Origin of the sequence: Streptomyces sp. NPDC001270 (genome assembly GCF_042896695.1) — a bacterium.
Taxonomy (GTDB): domain Bacteria; phylum Actinomycetota; class Actinomycetes; order Streptomycetales; family Streptomycetaceae; genus Streptomyces.
Window position 1 is genome coordinate 801244 of record NZ_JBIAXM010000001.1, and the last position, 21063, is coordinate 822306.

21 protein-coding genes are annotated in these 21063 nt (G+C 72.5%); 9 read left to right on the top strand and 12 right to left on the bottom strand.

Going from position 1 to position 21063, the window contains the following annotated elements; genetic code table 11:
* Positions 1–14 precede the first annotated feature (14 nt).
* Both ACFY2B_RS03600 and ACFY2B_RS03605 read right to left on the bottom strand, forming a co-directional pair.
* A complete protein-coding gene (locus ACFY2B_RS03600) occupies positions 15–626 on the bottom strand; it encodes a DUF1003 domain-containing protein (RefSeq protein ID WP_390761447.1) in 612 nt (203 codons plus the stop codon).
* The gene (locus tag ACFY2B_RS03605; protein ID WP_390761448.1) at positions 616–1899 is read right to left on the bottom strand and encodes a magnesium transporter MgtE N-terminal domain-containing protein; all 1284 of its coding nucleotides are present in this window, start codon (positions 1897–1899) and stop codon (positions 616–618) included. Before ACFY2B_RS03605 ends, ACFY2B_RS03600 begins: the two co-directional genes overlap by 11 nt.
* Before the next feature lie 411 nt (positions 1900–2310).
* Here ACFY2B_RS03605 and ACFY2B_RS03610 point away from each other — a divergent pair, with 411 nt between their 5' ends.
* Positions 2311–3015 carry a hypothetical protein gene (locus ACFY2B_RS03610; protein ID WP_390761449.1) on the top strand — a complete coding sequence of 235 codons (705 nt, stop codon included), beginning with the start codon at positions 2311–2313 and terminating at the stop codon, positions 3013–3015.
* A gap of 139 nt (positions 3016–3154) precedes the next feature.
* On the opposite strand, the gene ACFY2B_RS03615 is transcribed toward ACFY2B_RS03610, so the two are convergent.
* On the bottom strand, positions 3155–3670 hold the full coding sequence (locus ACFY2B_RS03615; protein ID WP_390761450.1) for a hypothetical protein: 516 nt from the start codon (positions 3668–3670) through the stop codon (positions 3155–3157).
* 90 nt (positions 3671–3760) lie between these two features.
* Positions 3761–4894, bottom strand: coding sequence for a magnesium and cobalt transport protein CorA (locus ACFY2B_RS03620; RefSeq protein ID WP_390761451.1), 1134 nt, complete (start codon positions 4892–4894; stop codon positions 3761–3763).
* A 492-nt stretch (positions 4895–5386) separates the two neighbouring features.
* Here ACFY2B_RS03620 and ACFY2B_RS03625 point away from each other — a divergent pair, with 492 nt between their 5' ends.
* Positions 5387–5983, top strand: coding sequence for a suppressor of fused domain protein (locus ACFY2B_RS03625; protein WP_390761452.1), 597 nt, complete (start codon positions 5387–5389; stop codon positions 5981–5983).
* Positions 5984–6046: 63 nt separating this feature from the next.
* Here the strand turns inward: ACFY2B_RS03625 and ACFY2B_RS03630 are convergent, their stop codons facing one another.
* Complete coding sequence (locus ACFY2B_RS03630) at positions 6047–7273, bottom strand: MFS transporter (RefSeq protein WP_390761453.1); 1227 nt, start codon at positions 7271–7273, stop codon at positions 6047–6049.
* A 179-nt stretch (positions 7274–7452) separates the two neighbouring features.
* On the opposite strand from ACFY2B_RS03630, the gene ACFY2B_RS03635 reads away from it, so the two are divergent.
* Positions 7453–8094, top strand: coding sequence for a DUF6758 family protein (locus ACFY2B_RS03635; RefSeq protein WP_390761454.1), 642 nt, complete (start codon positions 7453–7455; stop codon positions 8092–8094).
* A 58-nt stretch (positions 8095–8152) separates the two neighbouring features.
* A complete protein-coding gene (locus tag ACFY2B_RS03640; RefSeq protein WP_390761455.1) occupies positions 8153–9010 on the top strand; it encodes a PHP domain-containing protein in 858 nt (285 codons plus the stop codon).
* 97 nt (positions 9011–9107) lie between these two features.
* Here ACFY2B_RS03640 and ACFY2B_RS03645 read toward each other — a convergent pair whose 3' ends face one another.
* Positions 9108–9260 (bottom strand): hypothetical protein, encoded by a 153-nt coding sequence (locus tag ACFY2B_RS03645; protein ID WP_376529819.1) that lies wholly within the window; start codon positions 9258–9260, stop codon positions 9108–9110.
* A 171-nt stretch (positions 9261–9431) separates the two neighbouring features.
* On the opposite strand from ACFY2B_RS03645, the gene ACFY2B_RS03650 reads away from it, so the two are divergent.
* The gene (locus tag ACFY2B_RS03650) at positions 9432–10325 is read left to right on the top strand and encodes an NYN domain-containing protein (protein WP_376529821.1); all 894 of its coding nucleotides are present in this window, start codon (positions 9432–9434) and stop codon (positions 10323–10325) included.
* A 105-nt stretch (positions 10326–10430) separates the two neighbouring features.
* On the opposite strand, the gene ACFY2B_RS03655 is transcribed toward ACFY2B_RS03650, so the two are convergent.
* Positions 10431–11303 (bottom strand): alpha/beta fold hydrolase, encoded by an 873-nt coding sequence (locus ACFY2B_RS03655; protein WP_390761456.1) that lies wholly within the window; start codon positions 11301–11303, stop codon positions 10431–10433.
* A gap of 200 nt (positions 11304–11503) precedes the next feature.
* The gene (locus ACFY2B_RS03660) at positions 11504–14227 is read right to left on the bottom strand and encodes a DEAD/DEAH box helicase (protein ID WP_390761540.1); all 2724 of its coding nucleotides are present in this window, start codon (positions 14225–14227) and stop codon (positions 11504–11506) included.
* 495 nt (positions 14228–14722) lie between these two features.
* Between ACFY2B_RS03660 and ACFY2B_RS03665 the strand changes: the two genes are divergently transcribed.
* Positions 14723–15484: a ferritin-like fold-containing protein gene (locus ACFY2B_RS03665; protein ID WP_390761457.1), complete on the top strand. Its 762-nt coding sequence runs from the start codon at positions 14723–14725 to the stop codon at positions 15482–15484.
* A 69-nt stretch (positions 15485–15553) separates the two neighbouring features.
* Here ACFY2B_RS03665 and ACFY2B_RS03670 read toward each other — a convergent pair whose 3' ends face one another.
* From ACFY2B_RS03670 to ACFY2B_RS03685, 4 genes are all read right to left on the bottom strand, one after another.
* A complete protein-coding gene (locus ACFY2B_RS03670; RefSeq protein ID WP_390761458.1) occupies positions 15554–15823 on the bottom strand; it encodes a hypothetical protein in 270 nt (89 codons plus the stop codon).
* Between the two features lie 221 nt (positions 15824–16044).
* Complete coding sequence (locus tag ACFY2B_RS03675; protein ID WP_390761459.1) at positions 16045–16272, bottom strand: DUF3107 domain-containing protein; 228 nt, start codon at positions 16270–16272, stop codon at positions 16045–16047.
* 256 nt (positions 16273–16528) lie between these two features.
* On the bottom strand, positions 16529–17173 hold the full coding sequence (locus ACFY2B_RS03680) for a TetR/AcrR family transcriptional regulator (RefSeq protein WP_390761460.1): 645 nt from the start codon (positions 17171–17173) through the stop codon (positions 16529–16531).
* Positions 17174–17460: 287 nt separating this feature from the next.
* A complete protein-coding gene (locus ACFY2B_RS03685) occupies positions 17461–17688 on the bottom strand; it encodes a hypothetical protein (RefSeq protein WP_390761461.1) in 228 nt (75 codons plus the stop codon).
* Positions 17689–17898: 210 nt separating this feature from the next.
* On the opposite strand from ACFY2B_RS03685, the gene ACFY2B_RS03690 reads away from it, so the two are divergent.
* From ACFY2B_RS03690 to ACFY2B_RS03700, 3 genes are all read left to right on the top strand, one after another.
* Complete coding sequence (locus tag ACFY2B_RS03690; RefSeq protein WP_390761462.1) at positions 17899–19065, top strand: alpha/beta fold hydrolase; 1167 nt, start codon at positions 17899–17901, stop codon at positions 19063–19065.
* Positions 19066–19500: 435 nt separating this feature from the next.
* Entirely contained in the window at positions 19501–20817 is a 1317-nt protein-coding gene (locus ACFY2B_RS03695; protein WP_390761463.1) for a DUF3152 domain-containing protein, read from the top strand.
* Between the two features lie 56 nt (positions 20818–20873).
* Positions 20874–20969 carry an Ms4533A family Cys-rich leader peptide gene (locus tag ACFY2B_RS03700; protein WP_390761464.1) on the top strand — a complete coding sequence of 32 codons (96 nt, stop codon included), beginning with the start codon at positions 20874–20876 and terminating at the stop codon, positions 20967–20969.
* The last annotated feature ends 94 nt before the right edge of the window (positions 20970–21063 follow it).

A 21063-nucleotide genomic window follows, 5' to 3' on the forward strand; every position in this document is an offset into this window, starting at 1 on the left:
CCCCGGAACGTCCGTCAGCGGTCCTCCGCGTCGCGACCCGGCGGCGACTGCGGCCCTTCCGCGGGGGAGACGACCTGCCCGTCGTGGCGGCGCGGCGATTCCAGGTCCCTCGCGAGGTCCTGCAGTTCGGAGCGGATCCAGTCCCGGGTCGCCACCTCGCCCAGCCCCATCCGCAGCGACGCGATCTCCCGGGTCAGGTACTCGGTGTCCGCGATGGACCGTTCGTTCTGGCGGCGGTCCTGCTCCAGGTTGACCCGGTCGCGGTCGTCCTGCCGGTTCTGCGCCAGCAGGATCAGCGGGGCCGCGTAGGACGCCTGGAGGGACAGCACCAGCGTCAGGAAGATGAACGGGTACGGGTCGAAGCGCAGGAAGAACGGCGCGGTGATGTTCCACACCAGCCACACCACGATGACGACCGTCATCCAGAGGATGAAGCGCCAGGTGCCGAGGAAACGCGCGATCTTCTCCGACAGCCGTCCGAACGTCTCCGGGTCCCACTCGGGGGTGATCCGGCGCCGGCGTGGGCGCGGCTGGTCGAGGCGGTAGAGGCGGGGCGTACGGGACCGGCCGGCGGCCGTGGCGCCCGCGGGGGTGCGTTCGCGGGCGCCGTCGCGCTCAGGTGCCATGCGCGGCCGTCCCCTCGTCCAGGTGGAACTCCGTCTCCCGCCAGTCGTCGGGCAGCATGTGGTCCAGGACGTCGTCCACGGTCACCGCGCCGAGCAGCGAACCGGCCTCGTCGACCACCGGCGCCGCGACCATGTCGTACGTCGCGAAGAACCCGGCGATCACCGGCAGCGACGCATCCGGCGCGAGGACCTGTAGATCGTCGTCGACGAGTGAGCTGCACAGGGTGTACGGCGGGTCGCGCAGCAGTCGCTGGAAGTGGACGGTGCCCAGGTACTTGCCGGTCGGGGTCTCGTCCGGCGGCCGGCACACGTAGACCTGGGCGGCCAGGGCCGGGGACAGATCGGGGTTGCGGACGCGGGCGAGGGCGTCGGCGACGGTGGCGTCCGGCCGCAGCACGATCGGCTCGGTGGTCATGAGCCCGCCGGCCGTGTGCTCCTCGTAGGACATCAGACGCCGCATGTCGGCCGCGTCGGCGGGCTCCATCAGGCTCAGCAGCCGCTCCTTGTCGTCCTCGGGCAGCTCGCCGAGCAGGTCGGCCGCGTCGTCCGGGTCCATGGCCTCCAGGATGTCGGCGGCCCGTTCCTCCTGGAGCTTGCCGAGGATCTCGATCTGGTCGTCCTCCGGCAGTTCCTCCAGGACGTCGGCGAGGCGGTCGTCGTCCAGGGCGGCGGCGACCTCGGCGCGCCGTTTGGCGGACAGGTGGTGCAGCACATTGGCCAGGTCGGCGGGACGCAGCTGCTCGAAGGTGGCGAGCAGGTTCTCGGCGCCCTGCCCGTTCTCCTCCAGGGAGAACCCGTCGACGGCCGACCACTCCACGGTCAGCGTCTCGCCGCCGCGCCTGCGGAAGGCGCGGCCCTTGCGGCCCTTGCGCACGAAGACGCGGTCGACCTCCCAGTCCCGGCGGGCCGGCAGGTGCTGCACCGACAGGTCCAGGACGGTGACCTCCTCGCCGCTCTCGGCGAGCGTGACACGGCGGTCGAGCAGTTCCCCGAAGACGAGCCGTTCGGTGGGCCGCTGCTCGAAGCGCCGGACGTTGAGCACCCCGGTGGTGATGACCTGGCCGGACTCGATACTGGTCACCCGGGTCATGGGCAGGAAGATGCGGCGCCGGGTGGACAGTTCGACGACCAGGCCGAGCAGACGCGGGGGACGGCGTCCGACGCGCAGCATGACGACGAGGTCCCGCACACGGCCCACCTGGTCGCCGTTCGGGTCGAAGACGGGGACCCCGGCGAGGTGCGAGACGAAGATCCGGGGGGCGCCGGCTGCCATGACTCTGCTTCCTCGGCTTCCTTGGCTTCCTTGGCGTGCGACGACGTGACGGCGCGCTGCGACGTGACGGGTACGGCGTGCGACGACGTGACGGGTACGGCGTGCGACGACGTGACGGGTACGGCGTGCGACGGCGTGGTGCCGTTGCGCGCGGGGCCTGTCGGCCGCGTGCGGGATGCTGCTGTTCGCTCCTTTCCTCATCCCCTTTCCGAATTGCCCGCTCGGTGGGGTTCAGGCTAGCCCGTACCCCTCGGATACGCCCTGGTGAGCGGTCCGGACGGACTGGCTCCGGCACATGTCGACGGCCCCGGGTACGCTGCCGTACGCCGTTCAGGATCCAGCAGAGAGGCAGCCCTGCCTGTGACCGTGATTCCGCCGGGCCGTGTTCGCCGGGCCGTGTTGGTGACCGCGATGTGCGCACTGGCCGTGACCGGGGCGACAGGGGTCACGGGGTGCAGTGAGGATCCGGACGCGGGCACCAACGGGGTGGGCAGACTGTCCGCCGGCCAGATCGAGTCCCGGACCCGGTCGGCGGCCGACTCGGCCGGGGCGGTACGCCTGTCGGGGACCGTGGTGACCAGCGGGAACACGTACCGGCTCGACATGCGGCTGAAGGCCGGCGGGGGCACCGGTTCGGTCACCTCCAAGGGGGCGACCTTCCAGTTGCTGCGGATCGGTGAGCAGTTGTACCTGAAGGCCGACGCGGACTTCTGGCGTCACGCGGACGGCGCCGACGCGAAGGGCGGGGAGGTGGCGAGCGCGGACAAGCTGGACGGCAAGTACGTGAAGGTGCCGCAGGGCGATCCCGCGTACAAGAAGTTCAGCGGTTTCACGGACAAGGACCTGCTCCTCGACGGGCTGCTGACGCTGCACGGTGACCTGACGACCGACGGCCACCACGAGCAGGCCGGGGTCCGCACCATCCGCATCACCGGCGACAAGGGCGCCGGCGGCACCCTCGACGTCTCCCTGGAGGGCGAGCCGTACCCGCTCAACCTGACCCGGGCCGGGGACGCCGGGACGCTCAGCTTCTCCGACTGGGACAAGGGCTTCACCCTCAAGGAGCCGTCGAAGGGCGACACCGTGGACTACGGCAAACAGCTCCCGGCGTCCTAGCCGGCCGCGCGGCCCCGGTTCTCCGGCCGGGCCCGACCCGTGGCCCGGCCGGATCGCCGCCGTCCGCGGACTGCCCGTTCCCCGGCGGCCGGGTCCGGCTGCTTCTCCGGCGGGCCGCTACCTGCGCCCAACGGGTGCCTTACGTGCGCCTGCCGCGCCTGGCCAGCAGCCGTGGCAGGCCCGCGGGGGCCGGTCGGCGGGTCGTCGCCGGGGTCGGCAGCGGGGGCTCGGCCAGCGGCCCCTCCGGCAGCGGGGCCGTCGCGCCGGTCGGCGTCAGGCGGAGCACCCGGCACTCGCGGGCCCAGCGGTCCGTCATGGCCTCGCCGTCGGGCGCGTTGAGCCGCTTGCCCTTCAGTTCGGCCACAGCCGTCTCCCACCCCTCGGATGCCGCGGGGAGTTCGGCCACCGCCGCCGTCCAGGTGACCAGCCGGCCGCCCTTGTCCTTGCTGCGTACGGTCACCTCGGCGGTGCCGCCGTCCACGAGGCCGGGCAGCGGCTGTTCCCCGGGCCCGTCGCCGACCAGGCACACCGCGCCGTCGTGCCACACGTGCCACAGCGCGCGCGCCGCGGGCGCCCCGGCGCCGCGGACCCAGACGAGGCCGGACTTCTTCGTGGCCTCCTCGACGAGGGCCCGGTCGAGCAGCTCGGTTGTCATGCGCCCAGCCTAGCCAGCCGCCCCGCGGACGGGGTCACGGCCGCCGTCGCCGTCGGCCGGCCGCCCCCGCGGGCGGGCCCGCCGTCGCCGTCACAGCCAGCCGTTGCGCTTGAGTGTGCGGTGGATGGTCAGACACAGGGCGACCGTGATGCCCATGACCAGCGGGTAGCCGTACTTCCACTTCAGCTCGGGCATGTGGTCGAAGTTCATGCCGTACACCCCGCACACCATCGTCGGTACGGCGATGATCGCGGCCCAGGCCGTGATCTTCCGCATGTCCTCGTTCTGCGCGACCGACGCCTGCGCCAGGTTGGCCTGGAGGATGGAGTTGAGCAGTTCGTCGAAGCCCACGACCTGCTCCTGCACCCGGGCGACATGGTCGGCGACGTCCCGGAAGTACTTCTGGATCTCGGGGTCGACCAGCCGCATCGGCCGCTCGCTCAGCAGCTGCATGGGCCGCAGCAGGGGCGAGACGGCGCGCTTGAACTCCAGAACCTCCCGCTTGAGCTGGTAGATCCGCGCCGAGTCCACACCGCGCGACACCCCGCCCTTGCGGCCGGGCGAGAAGACCTCGGTCTCCACCTCGTCGATGTCGATCTGCACCGCGTCCGCGACGGCGAGGTACCCGTCGACGACGTGGTCGGCGATCGCGTGCAGCACCGCCGAGGGTCCCTTGGCGAGCAACTGCGGGTCGTCCTGCAACCGGTGCCGCAGCGCTCGCAGCGACCCCTGCCCGCCGTGCCGGACGGTGATGAAGAAGTTCCGGCCGGTGAAGCACATGACCTCGCCGGTCTCCACGACCTCGCTGGTGGCGGTGAGCTGGTCGTGCTCGACGTAGTGCACGGTCTTGAAGACGGTGAACAGCGAGTCGTCGTACCGCTCCAGCTTGGGCCGCTGGTGCGCCTGCACCGCGTCCTCCACGGCCAGCGGGTGCAGCCCGAACTCGCCCGCGATACCGGCGAATTCGGCCTCCGTCGGCTCGTGCAGGCCGATCCACACGAAACCGCCGTCGCGCCGCACCTGGCGCATCGCCTCGTGCGGGCTCAGCGGCTTCGCGCTCTCGACGCGGGCGCCGTCACGGTAGACGGCGCAGTCGACGATGGCGGAGGGGGTCGCGGGATCGCGGGTGGTGTCGTAGGCCAGGCCGTCCCGGCGCGGCGCGGCCTTGCGCAGCGAGGGACGGGAAGGACGGACCACGGCACGCAGGTCGCGGATCATCGACATGGCGGGCTCTCCTTCGCGGTGAGCGGCGAAGCGCGAGAGTGCCGTTGTGACGGCTGGAACTGCCCGGAATATGGACGTCCTCGGTGCGCATGTTTGGCACGTCCACAAAGCGGGGAGCACCGCACCGTCGCGGTGGCGAGCTTCGCTGCTGACTCAGATCAGACAGATCAGGCAGAACAGAACGACGTGCTCTTCCGAGGGCACGGACGACGGCGCGAACGCGAGAGGTGGTAGCGGACCGGATCAGGAACGGCTACATCAACGGTCGGAAGAGCGAGTGGTACTGCACGGTCGACTTCGATCCATGACAGCCCCACCTCCTCCAGCCAGTCCCTCGTAAGGGACGGTCCATTCCCCGTCGGGGAGTCTCACAGGTGTCGGGACTCGATGCGACGCTTCTGCGTGCTGCCCGAACCACCGGCCAAGAGTATCAGCCGACCGCAGTGTCAAGGTGCCGCTTTGCCCGGGGCTGACGAGTTCTATATTCACCGCATGGTTGATGTTCTTCCTCTGGTCGAGGCCCGGTTGACGACCGCGCTGGGCGAACCGGCCGCGCGCGCGGCCGTCACCTTCGTCGGCACGGACCGCGTCGAGGTGCTCCGCTTCCACGACCGCGGCCCCGAAGGCGACATCGTCCGCTACGTCACGCTCGGCATGTCCGCCCACCCCATGACGGATCCCGCGGCGCTGCTCGCCGACCCCGTCGAAGGCCCGCGCGCCGAATTGGTGCTGTCCGTCCGCGCCGGGCGCGCCGACACCGACAAGGTGCTCCGCCCGCTCGCCGTACTGGCCGCTTCACCGCAGGTCGAAGGTGTGATCGTGGCCCCCGGCGGCTCCCTGGACGTGGGCGGGCCGCTGTGGCCGGGCGCGCCCTTCAGCTCCGTCCTGGTCGCCGAGCCGGGCGGCCTGGTCGAGGATCTGGCGCTGGACGCGCCGAGGGATCCCGTACGGTTCCTGCCGCTGCTGCCGATGACCGCGAACGAGGCCGCCTGGAAGCGGGTGCACGGCGCGCAGGCCCTCCAGGAGCGCTGGCTGGCGAGCGGGACGGATCTGCGGGACCCCGCCCGCGGAACCGTCCCGCTCGGCTGACCGGACCCGGCCGGAAGTCCGGCCCGCGAGTGACGGATCTCACCGAATCCTGGCTGGAACGGGTCAGTTGGCGAAGGCGCCGACTCCGTCCTCGGCGGCGTGCCGGCTCGCCGGCTCCGTGGTTTCGGCGGACAGCGCCTTGCGCCGTACGACGACCACGACCGCGCCGAGCAGCGCGGTGACCGCCGCCACCACGAACGGGACGTGGCTGTCGGTCCACTTCTCGATCCGCGGCGCGAAGTAGGGCGCCGCAGCGGCGGCGAACCAGCGCACGAAGTTGTATCCGGCGCTGGCCACCGGGCGCGGGGCGTCCGACACGCCCAGGGCCAACTCGGTGTAGACGCTGTTGTTCACGCCGATGAAGGCGCCGGACAGGACGGTGCAGACGACGGCCGTGGTGTGGTCGCCGTAGCCGAGCACGAGCACGTCCGCGGCGAGCAGCACCAGCGAGGCGCCGAGCACCTTCGGCGAACCGAACCGCTTCTGCGTCCGCGGGGCGACGATCACCGAGAAGACGGCGAGCAGCAGACCCCAGGCGAAGAACACGGCTCCCGAGCGGTACGGGGACATGTTCAGCACGAACGGGGTGAAGGCCAGCACGGTGAAGAACGTGTAGTTGTAGAAGAACGCCGAGGCCGCCGCCGAGGCGAGCCCGCCGTGGCCGAGCGCCCTGAGCGGGTCGAGCAGCGCGGTCCTGCGGGCGGCTCCGGGCTGCTCCTTCAGGAACGCCGCGATGCACAGGAAGCCGATCGCCATCAGGGTGGCCGTGCCGAAGAACGGGTAGCGCCAGCTGGCGTTGCCGAGCACCGCGCCCAGCAGTGGGCCGCACGCCATGCCGAGGCCGAGTGCGGACTCGTAGAGCAGGATCGCGGCGGCGCTTCCTCCGGCCGCCGCCCCGACGATGACCGCGAGGGCCGTCGAGACGAACAGCGCGTTGCCGAGACCCCAGCCGGCCCGGAAGCCGACGAGCTGGCCGACCGAGCCGGACGTGCCGGCGAGCGCGGCGAAGGCCACCACGAACGCGAGCCCGAGCAGCAGGGTCCTGCGCCCGCCGATCCGGCTGGAGACGAAGCCGGTGAGCAGCATCGCCACGGCGGTGATCAGGAAGTACGAGGTGAACAGCAGGGAGACCTGGTCGGCGGTGGCGTGCAGGCCCTCGGCGATGGACGGCAGGATCGGGTCGACCAACCCGATGCCCATGAAGGCGACGACCGAGGCGCCGGCCGTCGCCCAGACCGCCTTGGGCTGCCGCAGGATGCCTCCCGCCGCCTCGTCGAAGGCGTCGTCCATGTGTGCTCCCATCCGGACCGGACCCCGGGAGAGGCCGTCGGTCGATCGTTGCTCTATGCATATAGTAAGTTAGCTCTGCTAATTAATGTAGAGTACATCTAATATGATGGGTCCGGAAATCCGCCCGGACGGGTGATCGTCCTTGACGTGGGGGAGTGCGGGTAGGACCGTGGGGCCCTATGAGGGGCGAACCCAGTTGCCCGAAGTGCGGGGGCCGGGTCAGGGCTCCCGGACTCTTCGCCGACTCCTGGCAGTGCGATGTGCACGGGACGGTCTATCCGCTTCAGCCCGTGATCCCGCCCAGCGTCGAGGCGCTCAGCGTCGTGGTCCAGCGCACGCAGGTGCCGGTGTGGATGCCCTGGCCGCTGCCGGTCGGCTGGCTGTTCACCGGCGTGGCCTGTGCGGGCGACGACCGCAGCGGCGGCCGGGCAACCGCGGTGGCCTGCTCGGGACCCGGCCCGCTGGGGGGCATGGGCGAGCTGATCCTGATCGCCGAGGAACTGGGCGTCGGCCTGGGCGCGCGGTACGCCGGCATCGCCGGACCGGATCCGGGACCGTATCTGAGCGTCGAGAAACCGCCCCAGGCCAAGGTGCTCGCGGTCGGTCGGCCGACCCCCCTGTGGCAGGTCACCGGCACCCCCGACGACCGTGCCGTCTTCGCGGGCGAGGCATGCGGGCTGTGGCTGTGGGCGGTGGTGTGGCCCGAGCAGACGGGGCTGATCATGTACGACGAACTGGTGCTGACCGACCTGCGGGACGCGGGCGCCGAGCTGGACCTGGTGCCGTGCGGTGCGCTGTCCCCGAGGCTGCTGGAGCCCTGAGCGCCGCCGTTATGCTTGAGCTGATCCCCTGGTCCCGTCCCCGCCTGGAGCCTGCTTCGTGCGTATCGACCTGCACTGCCACTCCACGGCCTCCGACGGCACGGACACCCCGGCCGAACTGGTGCGCAACGCAGCCGAGGCCGGTCTGGACGTCGTCGCCCTGACCGATCACGACAGCACCCGAGGTCACGCCGAGGCCGTCGCCGCCCTCCCGGCGGGGCTCACCCTCGTCACGGGCGCCGAGCTGTCCTGCCGTGTCGACGGCATCTCCATGCACATGCTGGCCTACCTCTTCGACCCCGGACAGCCCGCCCTGCTCGCCGAGCGCGAACTGGTCCGGGACGACCGGGTGCCGCGGGCCCAGGGCATGATCGCCAAGCTGACCGGGCTGGGCGTCCCGATCACCTGGGAGCAGGTGAAGCGGATCGCCGGTGACGGTTCCGTCGGGCGGCCGCACGTCGCGTCCGCACTCGTCGAGCTGGGTGTCGTGCCGACCGTGAGCGACGCGTTCACCGAGGAGTGGCTGGCCGACGGCGGCCGGGCCTTCGTGGAGAAGCACGAGACCGACCCGTTCGAGGCCATCCGGCTGGTCAAGGCCGCCGGGGGCGTCACCGTCTTCGCCCATCCGGCCGCCGCCCAGCGCGGGCGTACGGTGCCGGAGTCCGCCATCGCCCGGATGGCCGCGGCCGGGCTCGACGGCATCGAGGTCGATCACATGGACCACGACGCCGACGCCCGCGACCGGCTGCGCGGCCTGGCGAAGGACCTGGGGCTGCTGGTCACGGGCTCCTCGGACTACCACGGCAGCCGGAAGACCGTGGCGCTCGGCGAGTACACCACCGACCCCGAGGTGTACGGCGAGATCGTCCGGCGGGCGACCGGGGCCGCTCCCGTGACCGGGACCGGCGGAGCCTGACACCCGCCCGCCCCGAACGCGCGGAGCCCCCGTCCGGCAGTACTGCCGTCAGGGGGCTCCGAAGCTCTACGGTTACGGTGACCGTCGTCGTCGACCGTTACGAGGTCTGGCTCTCGGCGGGCCGGATCCACAGCCGCTGTCCGATGGCGGCGGCCTGCTGCACGATCCGGTTGACGGAGGCGGCATCCACGACGGTGCTGTCCACGGGCGTTCCGTCGACCTCGTCGAGTCGCATGATCTCGAAGCGCATGGCCTCTCCCTTCGTCTCGTTGTTCCTCCTGAGTCAACGGGATGCGTGTTACAAACATTCCCTACGCTAAAGAAAATTTTCGAACAGCTAATTACTGATAGGTAAGAGGTGATTGCGAGACTGACCGGGACCGGTTGTGTTCGCTGCGTGACCGCCGGGACAATGGAGGCGATGAATGACGACCTCACCGGCATCCAAGCCCGCATCGACCGCACGAACGAGCTGCTCCAGCGCATGCTCGCCGAAGTGGCGAAGACGCCCTCCACCCACGCGATCTTCGTCGACGCCGGATACCTCTACGCGGCCGCGGGACGCCTGGTGGCCGGGACGGAGGACCGCCGCGCCTTCGACCTCGACGCGGAAGGGATGATCGAGGCGCTCATCGACCGCGCCCGCACGATCTTCGCGGACAGCAGGCTGCTCCGGGTCTACTGGTACGACGGCGCCCGGCGCCGCATCCACACCGCCGAGCAGCAGTCCATCGCGGAACTCCCCGACGTCAAGGTCCGCCTCGGCAATCTGAACGCCAACAACCAGCAGAAGGGCGTCGACTCACTCATCCGCACCGACCTGGAGTCCCTGGCCCGGCACCGCGCCATCAGCGACGCGGCGCTCATCGGCGGCGACGAGGACCTGGTCTCGGCGGTGGAGGCGGCCCAGGGCTACGGCGCCCGGGTCCACCTCTGGGGCATCGAGGCACCCGAGGGCCGCAACCAGGCCGAGCCCCTGCTCTGGGAGGTCGACAGCCAACGCACCTTCGACCTGGACTTCTTCAAGCCGTACGTCTCCCGGCGCACCGCCCCCGCCTACGAGGGCACCGGGAACCGGCCCGCGCGCGAGGACGTACGCTTCGTCGGCGCCCAGATCGCGGCGAAGTGGCTGTCCGCCCGGGGCCGGGAGAGCCTGCTGGAACTGCTGCCCGGCCACCCCTATCTGCCCGGCTCGGTCGACCAGGATCTGCTGGTCGACGCCGAGGCGCTGCTCCAGTACTCGCTGCGCGGCCAGGCGGACCTGCGGCGCGCGCTGCGGGACGGCTTCTGGGAGCACCTGCGGACGCAGTACTGACCCGGTGACGGCGTACGGGCGACGGACGGACGGCGTACGGGCGGCGGCGAACTGCGGGTCACCCTGTCCGAGTGAAGCCGAGAACGCCGGGAACGAGCGGAGCGCTCAGTCCGCCGTGTCCGCCCCGTCCCAGAAGTCCGCGAGGGCGCGGGCCGTGGTCAGCGGCTGGTCGGTGTTGGGGGAGTGCTCCGCGCCCGCGATGACGGTCCTGCGGGCCCCGAGGCGTACGGCCATGTCGTCGAGGAGCGGCACCGGCCAGGTGTCGTCGGACGCGCCGGACAGTACGTGGAACGGCAGTGCCACGGCGGCGAGTTCGCCGACGCGGTCCGGTTCGGTGCACAACTGTCGGCCGGTGGCGAGCAGTTGGGCCGGTTTGTTGCCGAGCCAGCGCCGCCGCAGCTCCGCCCGGTCGGCCGGGCCGCCGTCGACCTCGGTCTCCTCGGGCGGCTCCATGGCCTGCATGGCCTCCCACACCTGGGCCATCGACAGCACGGCGAGGGCGTCCCGCAGCAGCTTCACGCGCTGCTGCTGGGAGACGGAGATCTGCGCCGGACCGGAGGCCATGAGGGTGAGCGAGCGGAACCGAACGGCGTCGAGGAGCACCGCCGCGCGCGCGATCTGCCCGCCCAGGGAGTGGCCCAGCAGATGCACCGGGGTGCCCAGCGCCGCCGCCTGCGCCAGCACGTCCCGTGCCAGCTCCTCCTGCGCATAGGCGGATTCGTCGTCCTGCGGGCCGTCCGACTCGTACTGCCCGCGCCCGTCGACGGCGACCGCCCGGTAGCCGCGCCGTGCGAACTGCACGAGCAGCGGGTTGAAGTCCTCCTTGCTCCCGGTGAACCCGGGCAGCAGCAGCGCCACCCCCCGCGGCTCCACACCCTCGGCCACGGGGGAGTCGACCACGGCGAACTCGCCGCGCGCGGTGCGCAGCGGGTAGGCGCGGGCGCCGGGCGGCGGGACGAAGGAAGGCGGCCTGCTCATGCCCCAGAGGCTAGCGGGCACGGACGGCCGGGAGGAGGGCGGGCAGGAGCAGTGCGGAGGTGAATCCCGCCACGTCAACGGCCCGCCACCGCCACGGCCCGGTCCCGCGGGGGAGCGGGGCGCCACGCCGACGGCCCGGTCCGCGGGGAGCGGACCGGGCCGTCGGGGGTTCGACTCGGCCGTGGTGCCGGGTCAGGTGGTCAGGACTCCGGGGTCTCCGCCGCCGCGGTGGCCTTCCGGGTCCTGCGGACCCTGGGCTTCGCCTCGGCGATGTCGACGGTGTCCGCGGTGGTCGTGGAGGCGACCGGCTCCGCCTCGGCCGTGGCCTTGCGCGTGCGGCGCCTCGGCTTGACCTCCGGCTCCGCGGTGGCCTGCGCCGGGATGCCGGCGCTCACCGGTTCGGCGGCGGCCTTTCGGGTCCGGCGGACCTTCGGCGCCGTCTCCTCACCGTCCACGGCAGCGGCGGCCGTCTTGCGCGTGCGCTTCGGCTTGGCCTCCGCGGCATCGGCGGCAGCGGCGGCGTCCGCGGGGGCCGCGGCCGTCTTCCGGGTGCGCTTCGGCTTCGCCTCCGTGCCCTCGGCGGTGTCCACCGCCGCCTCCGCCGCGGCCGTGGCCGCCGTCTTGCGGGTGCGGCGCGGCTTGGCCTCGGCGGTCGCCTCCGACGCGTCCGCGGTGACAGCGGCGGCCTCGGCGGTCGCGGTCTTGCGGGTGCGCTTCGGCTTGGCCGCCACGCCCTCGGCGGTGTCCACCGCGGCCTCGGCAGCGGCGGCCGTCTTGCGGGTCCGCTTCGGCTTCGGCTCGGCTTCGACGGTCTCCGCCGGCGCCTCGGCGGGGGCAGCGGCGGCGGTCGCCTTGCGGGTCCGCTTCGGCTTCGCCTCCGTGGCTTCGGCGGTGTCCACCGCGGACTCGGCGGCCACGGCCGTCTTGCGGGTACGGCGGCGCGGCTTGGCGGCGTCGGTGGCGGCCGCAGCCTCCACGACGTCGGCCGTACCGTCCCCGTTCCCGTCCGCGGCGGCGACCGGCGCGGCGGCGGTCTTGCGGGTACGCCGGGCCTTGGGCTTCGCCTCCGCGGCCTCGGCGGTGTCCACCGCCGTCTCGGCCGCGGTCGCCGCCGTCTTGCGCGTGCGGCGACGAGGCTTCGCCTCCGCCTCCGCGACGGCCTCCGCGTCCGGCGCCACCACGGCTGCCGCGGGCACGGGCTCGACGGCCGTTTCGGGCTGGACGATCGCGCTGGGCGCGACGACCTCGACGACAGCCGCGGGGGTGGCGACGGTGTCGGTGGCGCTCTCCCCGGCCGGTGCCGCGGGCCGTTCCGCCGTCCTGCGCGTGCGGCGACGGCGCGGCTGGCGCTCGGGAGTCCCGACCGCCGCCGGACCCTCCGCTTCCGTCAGCGCGGCCTCGGCGGCCGGTGCCGCCTCGGCCACCGCGGCGGCCTGCGGCTGCTCCACGGCGCTGACCGCCGCCGGCTCCGCGGGTGCCCCGCCGCGCATGCGGCGACGGCGGCGCGGCGTACGGGTCGCCGTCGCCTCCTCCGCCAGGCCGGCCTCGGCGCTGTCCGGTGCCACGGAGTCGCCCGGTGCCGTACCGGACCCGGCCGGTGCGGAGTCGAGCGGTGTGCCGCCGCGCGTACGGCGGCGACGGCGCGGGGTGCGGGCCGGCCGCTCGCGCTCGGCGGGCCGGGACTCGCTCCGGCCGCCGCTCCGCCCGCCGTGACCGCGCGCACCACGGCCGCCGGTCTCACCCAGGTCCTCCAGCTCCTCCGCCTCCAGACCCGCGCGCGTGCGCTCGGAGCGCGGCAGGACACCCTTGGTGCCCTCGGGGATGCCGAGGTCGGCGAAGAGGTGCGGGGAGGTCGAGTACGTCTCCACCGGGTCGTTGAAGTCCAGCTCCAGCGCCTTGTTGATCAGCTGCCAGCGCGGGATGTCGTCCCAGTCGACGAACGTGATCGCCGTACCCTTGGCGCCCGCCCGGCCGGTCCGGCCGACGCGGTGCAGATAGGTCTTCTCGTCCTCGGGGGACTGGTAGTTGATGACGTGGGTCACGCCCTCGACGTCGATGCCGCGGGCGGCGACGTCGGTACAGACGAGGACGTCGACCTTGCCGTTGCGGAAGGCGCGCAGCGCCTGCTCGCGGGCGCCCTGGCCCAGGTCGCCGTGGACCGCGCCGGAGGCGAAACCGCGCCGCTGGAGCTGCTCGGCGATGTCCGCCGCCGTCCGCTTCGTACGGCAGAAGATCATCGCCAGTCCGCGGCCGTCGGCCTGGAGGATGCGCGCGATCATCTCCGGCTTGTCCATGGAGTGACCGCGGTAGACGAACTGCTTGATGTTGGCGACCGTCGCGCCCTCGTCGTCCGGCGCGGTGGCCCGGATGTGCGTGGGCCGGGACATGTACCGGCGCGCGAGGCCGATCACCGCGCCCGGCATGGTCGCCGAGAACAGCATGGTCTGCCGCTTGGCCGGGAGCATGTCGATGATCTTCTCGACGTCGGGCAGGAAGCCCAGGTCGAGCATCTCGTCGGCCTCGTCCAGGACCAGGCACTTGACGTGCTTCAGGTTCAGCTTCTTCTGCCCGGCGAGGTCGAGCAGGCGGCCCGGCGTGCCGACGACCACGTCGACGCCCAGCTTGAGGGCTTCTACCTGGGGTTCGTAGGCCCGGCCGCCGTAGATCGCGGTCACTCGCACGTTGCGTACCTTGCCCGCGGTCAGCAGGTCGTTGGTGACCTGCGTGCACAGCTCGCGGGTGGGCACGATTACGAGCGCCTGCGGCGCCTCGGTGAGTGCCTCGGGCGCTGCCCGGCCCGCCTCGACGTCGGCGGGTACGGTCACGCGCTCCAGGAGCGGGAGGCCGAAGCCCAGCGTCTTGCCGGTGCCGGTCTTGGCCTGGCCGATGACGTCCGTCCCGGAGAGGGCGACGGGAAGCGTCATCTCCTGGATCGGGAAGGGCGTGATGATGCCGACGGCTTCCAGGGCCTCGGCGGTCTCGGGAAGGATCCCGAGTTCTCGAAACGTCGTAGTCAGGGTGCTGCCTCTTCTGTGTGCGCGGCGCGAGGCGAGCGCGGGGGTCGTGTCGGACCGTGCCAGGGACATCGGCCGCCTCCCGGGCGGACCGCGGGGGCAAGCCGTGTGACACGGGACCTCTGCCGACGCTCTAGCGCTCTCGCCGCTGAGGGTCCCTCCGATCGTCGTACGCGATGTGCCGTACGGCCGTGGAGAGCTGTCGGGTCGGAGCCGATCGGGCCACCGACCGGGCATCCTCATGCGTGCGGCCTGACCGGAAACGGCGTCGCGCTACGACGGAGTACCCAGCAGGCGCACTATCACCATACCCCGGAATCGCGCATATGCGATGGCCGATTTGGTCACGTAGTCGTCATCACAGTGATTGAGCAGGTACTTCCGCGATCCGGTGAGCGGGCTATTGTGCGCTTCATGACGAGCTCTGACAAGGCTGACCACGCCTCCGAGGACGCCCCGGCCGAGGCCGCGACCGGGGTCGCCGCCCAGGACTGGGCCACGGCCTCCGCCGAACCGCAGTACCGCGCCGCGGTCGTGGACCTGCTCGGCGCGCTCGCGTACGGCGAGCTGGCGGCGTTCGAGCGCCTCGCGGAGGACGCCAAGCTGGCGCCCACGCTGGCCGACAAGGCGGAGCTGGCGAAGATGGCGTCGGCCGAGTTCCACCACTTCGAGCAGTTGCGGGACCGGCTCCGGGAGATCGGCGAGGAGCCGACCGGGGCGATGGAGCCGTTCGTCGCGGCGCTCGACGGCTTCCACCGCCAGACGGCGCCGTCGGACTGGCTGGAGGGCCTGGTCAAGGCGTACGTCGGCGACTCGATCGCCAGCGACTTCTACCGGGAGGTCGCGGCCCGGCTGGACGCCGACACCCGCGGGCTCGTCCTGGGCGTCCTCGACGACACCGGGCACGCCAGCTTCGCCGTCGAGAAGGTGCGCGCGGCGATCGACGCGGAGCCGCGGGTCGGCGGCCGGCTCGCGCTGTGGGCGCGGCGGCTGATGGGCGAGGCGCTGTCGCAGTCCCAGCGGGTCGTGGCCGACCGGGACGCGCTGTCCACGATGCTCGTCGGCGGCGTCGCGGACGGGTTCGACCTCGCGGAGGTCGGCCGGATGTTCTCCCGGATCACGGAGGCGCACACCAAGCGCATGGCCGCCCTGGGGCTGGCCGCCTGACCGGTCCGCGCGTTCGCCGTCGGCGGTGACGCCGCTGCGTGCCGTGCGGTCGCGGCGGCGGCCGGGCGGTCAGGCCGGGGCGGAGTGGCGGCTCAGCCCTCCGGCCGGGCGGAGCAGCAGCGACAGTGAGGCCGCGGAGACGACCGCCGCGCCGAGCAGGCTGACCAGGACCGGGCCGGGGCCCAGCGCCGTGTGCGTGACGAAGTCGCCGAACAGGGCCCCGGCGACACCCGTGCAGAAGACCAGGAGGCGGGCGGGCAGCCGGTGGGACAGCCGGTGCACCGCGGCGGTGGCCAGGCCCAGACCGACCAGGGCGGAGCCGAGAGCTTCCAGGATCATGACGGGTCCTTCCACAGGGCCGGCCGGCGCTTCGAGGTCGTAGCCCGTCTTACCCGTGACCTGCGGAACGCAACCCTCCTCTGTGCGGGAGTTGTGCCTTCGGTGTGCGGCGCCTTTGCGCGCCGCACACACGCGAGGGGCCCGGCGGCAAGCTGCCACCGGGCCCCTCGTCCGGGCCTGCGGCGGGCGCGCCCGGGGCCGGGCGGCGTCCCGCGTACGGACTACAGCGCGCTGAAGCCCACCTTGCGGGTGGCCGGCTCGCCCAGCTCGACATAGGCCAGCCGGTCCGCGGGGACCAGAATCTTCCGGCCGCGCTCGTCCTCAAGGCTCAGCAGCTGCGACTTGCCGGACAGCGCCTCGGCCACCACGCGCTCGATCTCCTCCGCGCTCAGACCGCTCTCCAGAGCGATCTCGCGGGGCGCGTGCTGCACGCCGATCTTGACCTCCACGGCTATGTCCCTCCGACGGTCAGTGAAGTGCGCGACCCAGCGCGCCGTACCCAGCACACATTAGCCCGGTGAGGGGACGTACACGCAGCACGCGAGAACGCCAGGAGCGAACAGCGGACGGGAACAAGCGCGGGACCGGGCGGATCACGCGCGAGCGTGCGGATCGCGTGGAACCGTGCGGATCAAGCGGGGCCGTGCGGACGTGTGGAACCGTGCGGATCAAGCGGGGCCGTGCGGACGCCTGGAACCGTGCGGATCAGAGGTGCTGTTCGGTGCCGTGCAGCGGGAAACCGGCGATGCCCCGCCAGGCCAGCGAGGCCAGCAGCTGCACCGCCTGGTCGCGCGGCACGCTCCGGTCGCTGTGCAGCCACGAGCGCGCGACCACCTGGGCGAGCCCACCGAGACCGGAGGCCAGCAGCATCGACTCCGCGCGCGAGAGGCCCGTGTCCTCGGCGATGACCTCGCAGATCGCCTCGGCGCAGTCGTTGGTGACCTTGTCGACGCGCTCGCGCACCGCGGGCTCGTTCGTCAGATCGGACTCGAAGACCAGCCGGAAGGCCCCGCCGTCGTCCTCGACGTACGCGAAATAGGCGTCCATGGTCGCCCGGACCCGCTGCTTGTTGTCGGTCGTCGAGCCGAGCGCGCTGCGCACCGCCTGGATCAGGGACTCGCAGTGCTGGTCCAGCAGGGCGAGGTAGAGGTCGAGCTTGCCGGGGAAGTGCTGGTAGAGCACCGGTTTGCTGACACCGGCCCGCTCGGCGATGTCGTCCATCGCCGCCGCGTGGTAGCCCTGCGCCACGAACACCTCCTGAGCGGCGCCCAGGAGCTGATTGCGTCGGGCACGGCGCGGCAGGCGCGTGCCCCGCGGGCGTGCCGCCTCTGTCTGCTCGATGGCTGTCACGCCGCCTCCCAAGTTCGTCCACGTGCGTGCGGTGTGCGCCGCGCGGCCATCGTACTTTTCGGTAACCGTGGTGTGCGCGGTGCGAGCGCAGAATTTCACGGACGGGACGGCGGTGGAAGCCGATCAAGGCGCCGCAAAAGGGGCAGGTCACTCCCTGTGTCCAGCCCCGCGTCCGTCCCCATCGTCTCTGCGTCTGTCTCTGCCTCTGTCTCCGTGCCTGGGATCCGTGCCTGGGATCCGTGCCTGGGATCCGTGCCTGGGTCTGTCCCAGAGTCCGTGTGCGGGTCTCAGCGGTAGTCATCCTCGTCCAAGGAGACGACACGCGCCTGTTCGATGAGGTCGGCCTCGTTCGCGCGGTCCGGGTCCACGTCGGTCAGCGGAGTGTCGTGCTCCGGAGTGACGTCCGCGAACTGCTCCGCCGCGTCGCCCTCGGGGGCCTCGACGTCGATCTCCGGAACGCCGCGGGCCGCCTCCAGATCCTCGACCACGTCGGGATCGGTGGGGTCGTAGGCCATGGTGGGCTCCCTTCCAACGAACGTCCCCGGAAGAGGCGGGGGCCACATTCGGGTGCCCTCGGTACGAGCGTAGGAGACACCCGATACGGACGCTATGCCATGGATCGCCGGGAGGGGCAGGGTTCGCGCCCGGCGACACGTCCGAGCCCTACCCGCGCCTGTGACGGCGAACACATGAGCCACAACGTGATCGTCTCGTAACATTGCCGCATGCCTTCGACCGAGCTGCCGTCCGTGCCGGCCACCAGTGTGCTTCCGAGGGTGACACTCGCCAGGGTCGAGGACGGTGAGCGGCTCACCTCGTGCGAGCTGCCGGGGGTGACCCTCGCGATCCGGTCGCGGCCGCCCGCGCGCGGGGACGCGCCGCCCGCGCTGTACGTGCACGGCCTCGGCGGCTCCTCGCAGAACTGGTCGGCGCTGATGGCCGAACTGGACGGCGCCGTCGACAGCGAGGCGGTCGACCTGCCGGGCTTCGGTGACTCCCCGCCGCCGGACGACGGCGACTACTCCGTCACGGGGCACGCGCGCGCGGTGATCCGCTATCTCGACGCGGCCGGGCGCGGCCCGGTCCACCTCTTCGGGAACTCCCTGGGCGGCGCGGTCGTCACCCGGGTCGCCGCGGTCCGTCCGGATCTCGTCCGCACCCTCACGCTGGTCTCTCCCGCCCTTCCGGAGCTGCGGGTGCAGCGCACCGCCGTGCCGACGGCCCTGCTGGGCGTGCCCGGGGGGACCCCGCTGTTCACCCGGATCACCCGCGAGTGGTCGGCCGAACAGCGGGTCCGCGGCGTCATGGGGCTCTGCTACGGCGATCCGGGGCGGGTCACCCCGGAGGCGTTCCGGTACGCCGTGGAGGAACTGGAGCGGCGGCAACGGCTGCCGTACTTCTGGGACGCGATGGCGCGCTCCGCGCGCGGGCTGGTGAACGCGTACACGCTGGGCGGCCAGCACGGGCTGTGGCGCCAGGCCGAGCGCGTGCTCGCCCCGACGCTGCTGGTCTACGGCGGACGCGACCGGCTCGTCGGCTACCGCATGTCCCAGAAGGCCGCCCGCTCCTTCCACGGCTCCCGGCTGCTCTCGCTGCCGGAGGCCGGGCACGTGGCGATGATGGAATACCCTGAGGCGGTGGCCGAGGCGTTCCGGGAACTCCTGCGGGAGGCGCGGGAGTTGGCCGGTGAGGACGGGTACGGCGACGGGGCCGGCGGGAATCCGGCCTCGGCGCGGCGACCCGGCGGTGCCGGTGGGCAGCCCCCCGCCGACGCCGCGGTCTCCGCCGGCGCGGCCGGGCGGGCCGCCCGCGCCGTCGAGGACGACGGGGACGGCAGGGACGACCGAGGGGCCGGCACGGACGGCGAAGACGACACGGACGCGGGGAGCTGAGGGGCGAAGGTGGGACGTCACAGCCGCCGCGGGTCCGTCTCCAGGGGCGACGCCGACATAACCGCAGGAGACACGGCACCGGGCCCGGAGGCATCGGCAGGAGCCCCGGGTGTGGGCCCGGACACGGACCGCGTACCGGCGCAGGCGCCCCGGCGAGGCCCCGCACAGGGATCCTTCCCCGGCCCCGCACAGGGACCGCTTCCCGGCCAACGGCGGCCGTCGGCGGACGGCCCGTCCGGGCGTGGATTTCCCCGGCCGAACGGCGGAAGTCCCGGGCCGGGGGTTCCGCGCCCGCCCGACGGCACGCCCGCACACGGTTTTCCCCGGCTGCCGGACGGCACTCCGGTCCGGGGGGTTCCGCGGATGCCCGATGGCACGCCCGCGCACGGCACCCCACGGATGCCTGACGGGACACCCGCGCACGGCTTTCCCCGCATGCCCGACGGAACGCCGGCGCACGGTTTTCCGCGAGTGCCGGACGGCACTCCGGCCCGGGGTGTCCCGCGGATGCCCGACGGGACGCCGGCCCAAGGTGTCCCGCCGCTGCCGGACGGCACTCCCCCCCACGGTGTCCCGCCCGTTCGTGGCGGGCATCCCGAGCAGCGTGAACCGGGCGGCGGCTGGGGCGAGTTCGCAGGGCGGACCGGTGCGGGGCCCGGGGGCGCCCCGGGGCCGGCCGCCGCGGGCCCCGGCGCCACCCTGCCGCGGCAGCGGTCCGGCAGGCCGGGCGGGCCCCGGCAGGAGTACCTCGACGCCTTCGACGCCGCCCACGACGCCGATGTCACCCACGACACCGACGACGAGGTGTTCGCCCCCCGTACCAAGCCCGGTGTGCGGCAGGCCGAACCGTACGGCGTCGCCGTCCTCGCGGCGGACGGGATCGGCACGGGCCACACGGACGGCGCGGACGACGAGCCCCCGACCGGTCCGCCCGCACCCGCCAAGGGCGCCATGGGCCGCGCGTTCACCGGGATCGCTGCCGCCGCCGTCACCACCGTGCTCGCGGTGATCGTGGCCGGACAGGTCGCCGACCACCAGGACGACGCCCAGGTCCAGCCGCAGTCCGCCACCGACCAGGCGCGGGACGCCCGCGAGCCGGCCTCGCGCGCCGACGGCCGGACGGCCCCGTCCGCGTCACCCCGCGCGGCCACGCTGACGTACACGCAGAAGATGGGCACGAAGTACCCGCTCAGCGCCACGCTCAAGGCGTCGGGCAAGTTCGACGCGGTCCCCGGCTTCGCCAAGGCGCCGGGCACGGGCCGGAAGTACACCTACCGCGTGGACGTCGAGCAGGGGCTCGGCCTGGACGGCGAACTCTTCGCCCAGGCGGTGCAGCAGACGCTCAACGACCGCCGCAGCTGGGCGCACGGCGGCGGGCGCACCTTCGAGCGTGTCTCCTCCGGCGAGCCCGACTTCGTCATCACCCTGGCCAGCCCCGGCACCACCGCCGAATGGTGCGCCAAGTCCGGCCTGGACACCACCGTGGACAACGTTTCCTGCGACTCGGCCGCCACCCAGCGCGTGATGATCAACGCCTACCGATGGGCGCAGGGCAGCAGGACCTACGGGGACGAGATCTACGCCTACCGGCAGATGCTGATCAACCACGAAGTGGGCCACCGGCTCGGCTACAACCACGTCTCCTGCGACAAGAACGGGGAGCTGGCCCCGGTCATGCAGCAGCAGACCAAGTTCCTCGACCACGACGGGATCCACTGCCTGGCCAACCCCTGGCCCTACCCCGGGAGTTGACGGGAGCCCCTGTCGTCACATTGACATGTGCAAGAAGTTCGTTCATATTTCTGCGCATGTGGTCCCGTCACGCCGCCGTCACCCGCGCCGCCATCGAGCTGGCGCTGATCGGCGTGACCGCGCTCTGCGTAGCCGATATCCACTGTCGCTGACGCCCGCTCCTGGCGTTCGCGTCGCGATCTGATTCACCGCTCATGCGGCCCGTGCCGAGTGCACGGAGCCTTTCGACGACCCGGCGCCGGGGTG

Excerpts from the sequence above, each read along its gene's own strand:
- ACFY2B_RS03600 (WP_390761447.1), bottom strand. The coding sequence starts at position 626 with ATGGCACCTGAGCGCGACGGCGCCCGCGAACGCACCCCCGCGGGCGCC.
- ACFY2B_RS03605 (WP_390761448.1), bottom strand. The coding sequence starts at position 1,899 with ATGGCAGCCGGCGCCCCCCGGATCTTCGTCTCGCACCTCGCCGGGGTC.
- ACFY2B_RS03610 (WP_390761449.1), top strand. The coding sequence starts at position 2,311 with ATGTGCGCACTGGCCGTGACCGGGGCGACAGGGGTCACGGGGTGCAGT.
- ACFY2B_RS03615 (WP_390761450.1), bottom strand. The coding sequence starts at position 3,670 with ATGACAACCGAGCTGCTCGACCGGGCCCTCGTCGAGGAGGCCACGAAG.
- ACFY2B_RS03620 (WP_390761451.1), bottom strand. The coding sequence starts at position 4,894 with ATGTCGATGATCCGCGACCTGCGTGCCGTGGTCCGTCCTTCCCGTCCC.
- ACFY2B_RS03625 (WP_390761452.1), top strand. The coding sequence starts at position 5,387 with ATGGTTGATGTTCTTCCTCTGGTCGAGGCCCGGTTGACGACCGCGCTG.
- ACFY2B_RS03630 (WP_390761453.1), bottom strand. The coding sequence starts at position 7,273 with ATGGACGACGCCTTCGACGAGGCGGCGGGAGGCATCCTGCGGCAGCCC.
- ACFY2B_RS03635 (WP_390761454.1), top strand. The coding sequence starts at position 7,453 with ATGAGGGGCGAACCCAGTTGCCCGAAGTGCGGGGGCCGGGTCAGGGCT.
- ACFY2B_RS03645 (WP_376529819.1), bottom strand. The coding sequence starts at position 9,260 with ATGCGCTTCGAGATCATGCGACTCGACGAGGTCGACGGAACGCCCGTG.
- ACFY2B_RS03650 (WP_376529821.1), top strand. The coding sequence starts at position 9,432 with ATGAATGACGACCTCACCGGCATCCAAGCCCGCATCGACCGCACGAAC.
- ACFY2B_RS03655 (WP_390761456.1), bottom strand. The coding sequence starts at position 11,303 with ATGAGCAGGCCGCCTTCCTTCGTCCCGCCGCCCGGCGCCCGCGCCTAC.
- ACFY2B_RS03660 (WP_390761540.1), bottom strand. The coding sequence starts at position 14,227 with ATGACGCTTCCCGTCGCCCTCTCCGGGACGGACGTCATCGGCCAGGCC.
- ACFY2B_RS03670 (WP_390761458.1), bottom strand. The coding sequence starts at position 15,823 with ATGATCCTGGAAGCTCTCGGCTCCGCCCTGGTCGGTCTGGGCCTGGCC.
- ACFY2B_RS03685 (WP_390761461.1), bottom strand. The coding sequence starts at position 17,688 with ATGGCCTACGACCCCACCGATCCCGACGTGGTCGAGGATCTGGAGGCG.
- ACFY2B_RS03690 (WP_390761462.1), top strand. The coding sequence starts at position 17,899 with ATGCCTTCGACCGAGCTGCCGTCCGTGCCGGCCACCAGTGTGCTTCCG.
- ACFY2B_RS03695 (WP_390761463.1), top strand. The coding sequence starts at position 19,501 with ATGCCCGACGGAACGCCGGCGCACGGTTTTCCGCGAGTGCCGGACGGC.
- ACFY2B_RS03700 (WP_390761464.1), top strand. The coding sequence starts at position 20,874 with ATGTGGTCCCGTCACGCCGCCGTCACCCGCGCCGCCATCGAGCTGGCG.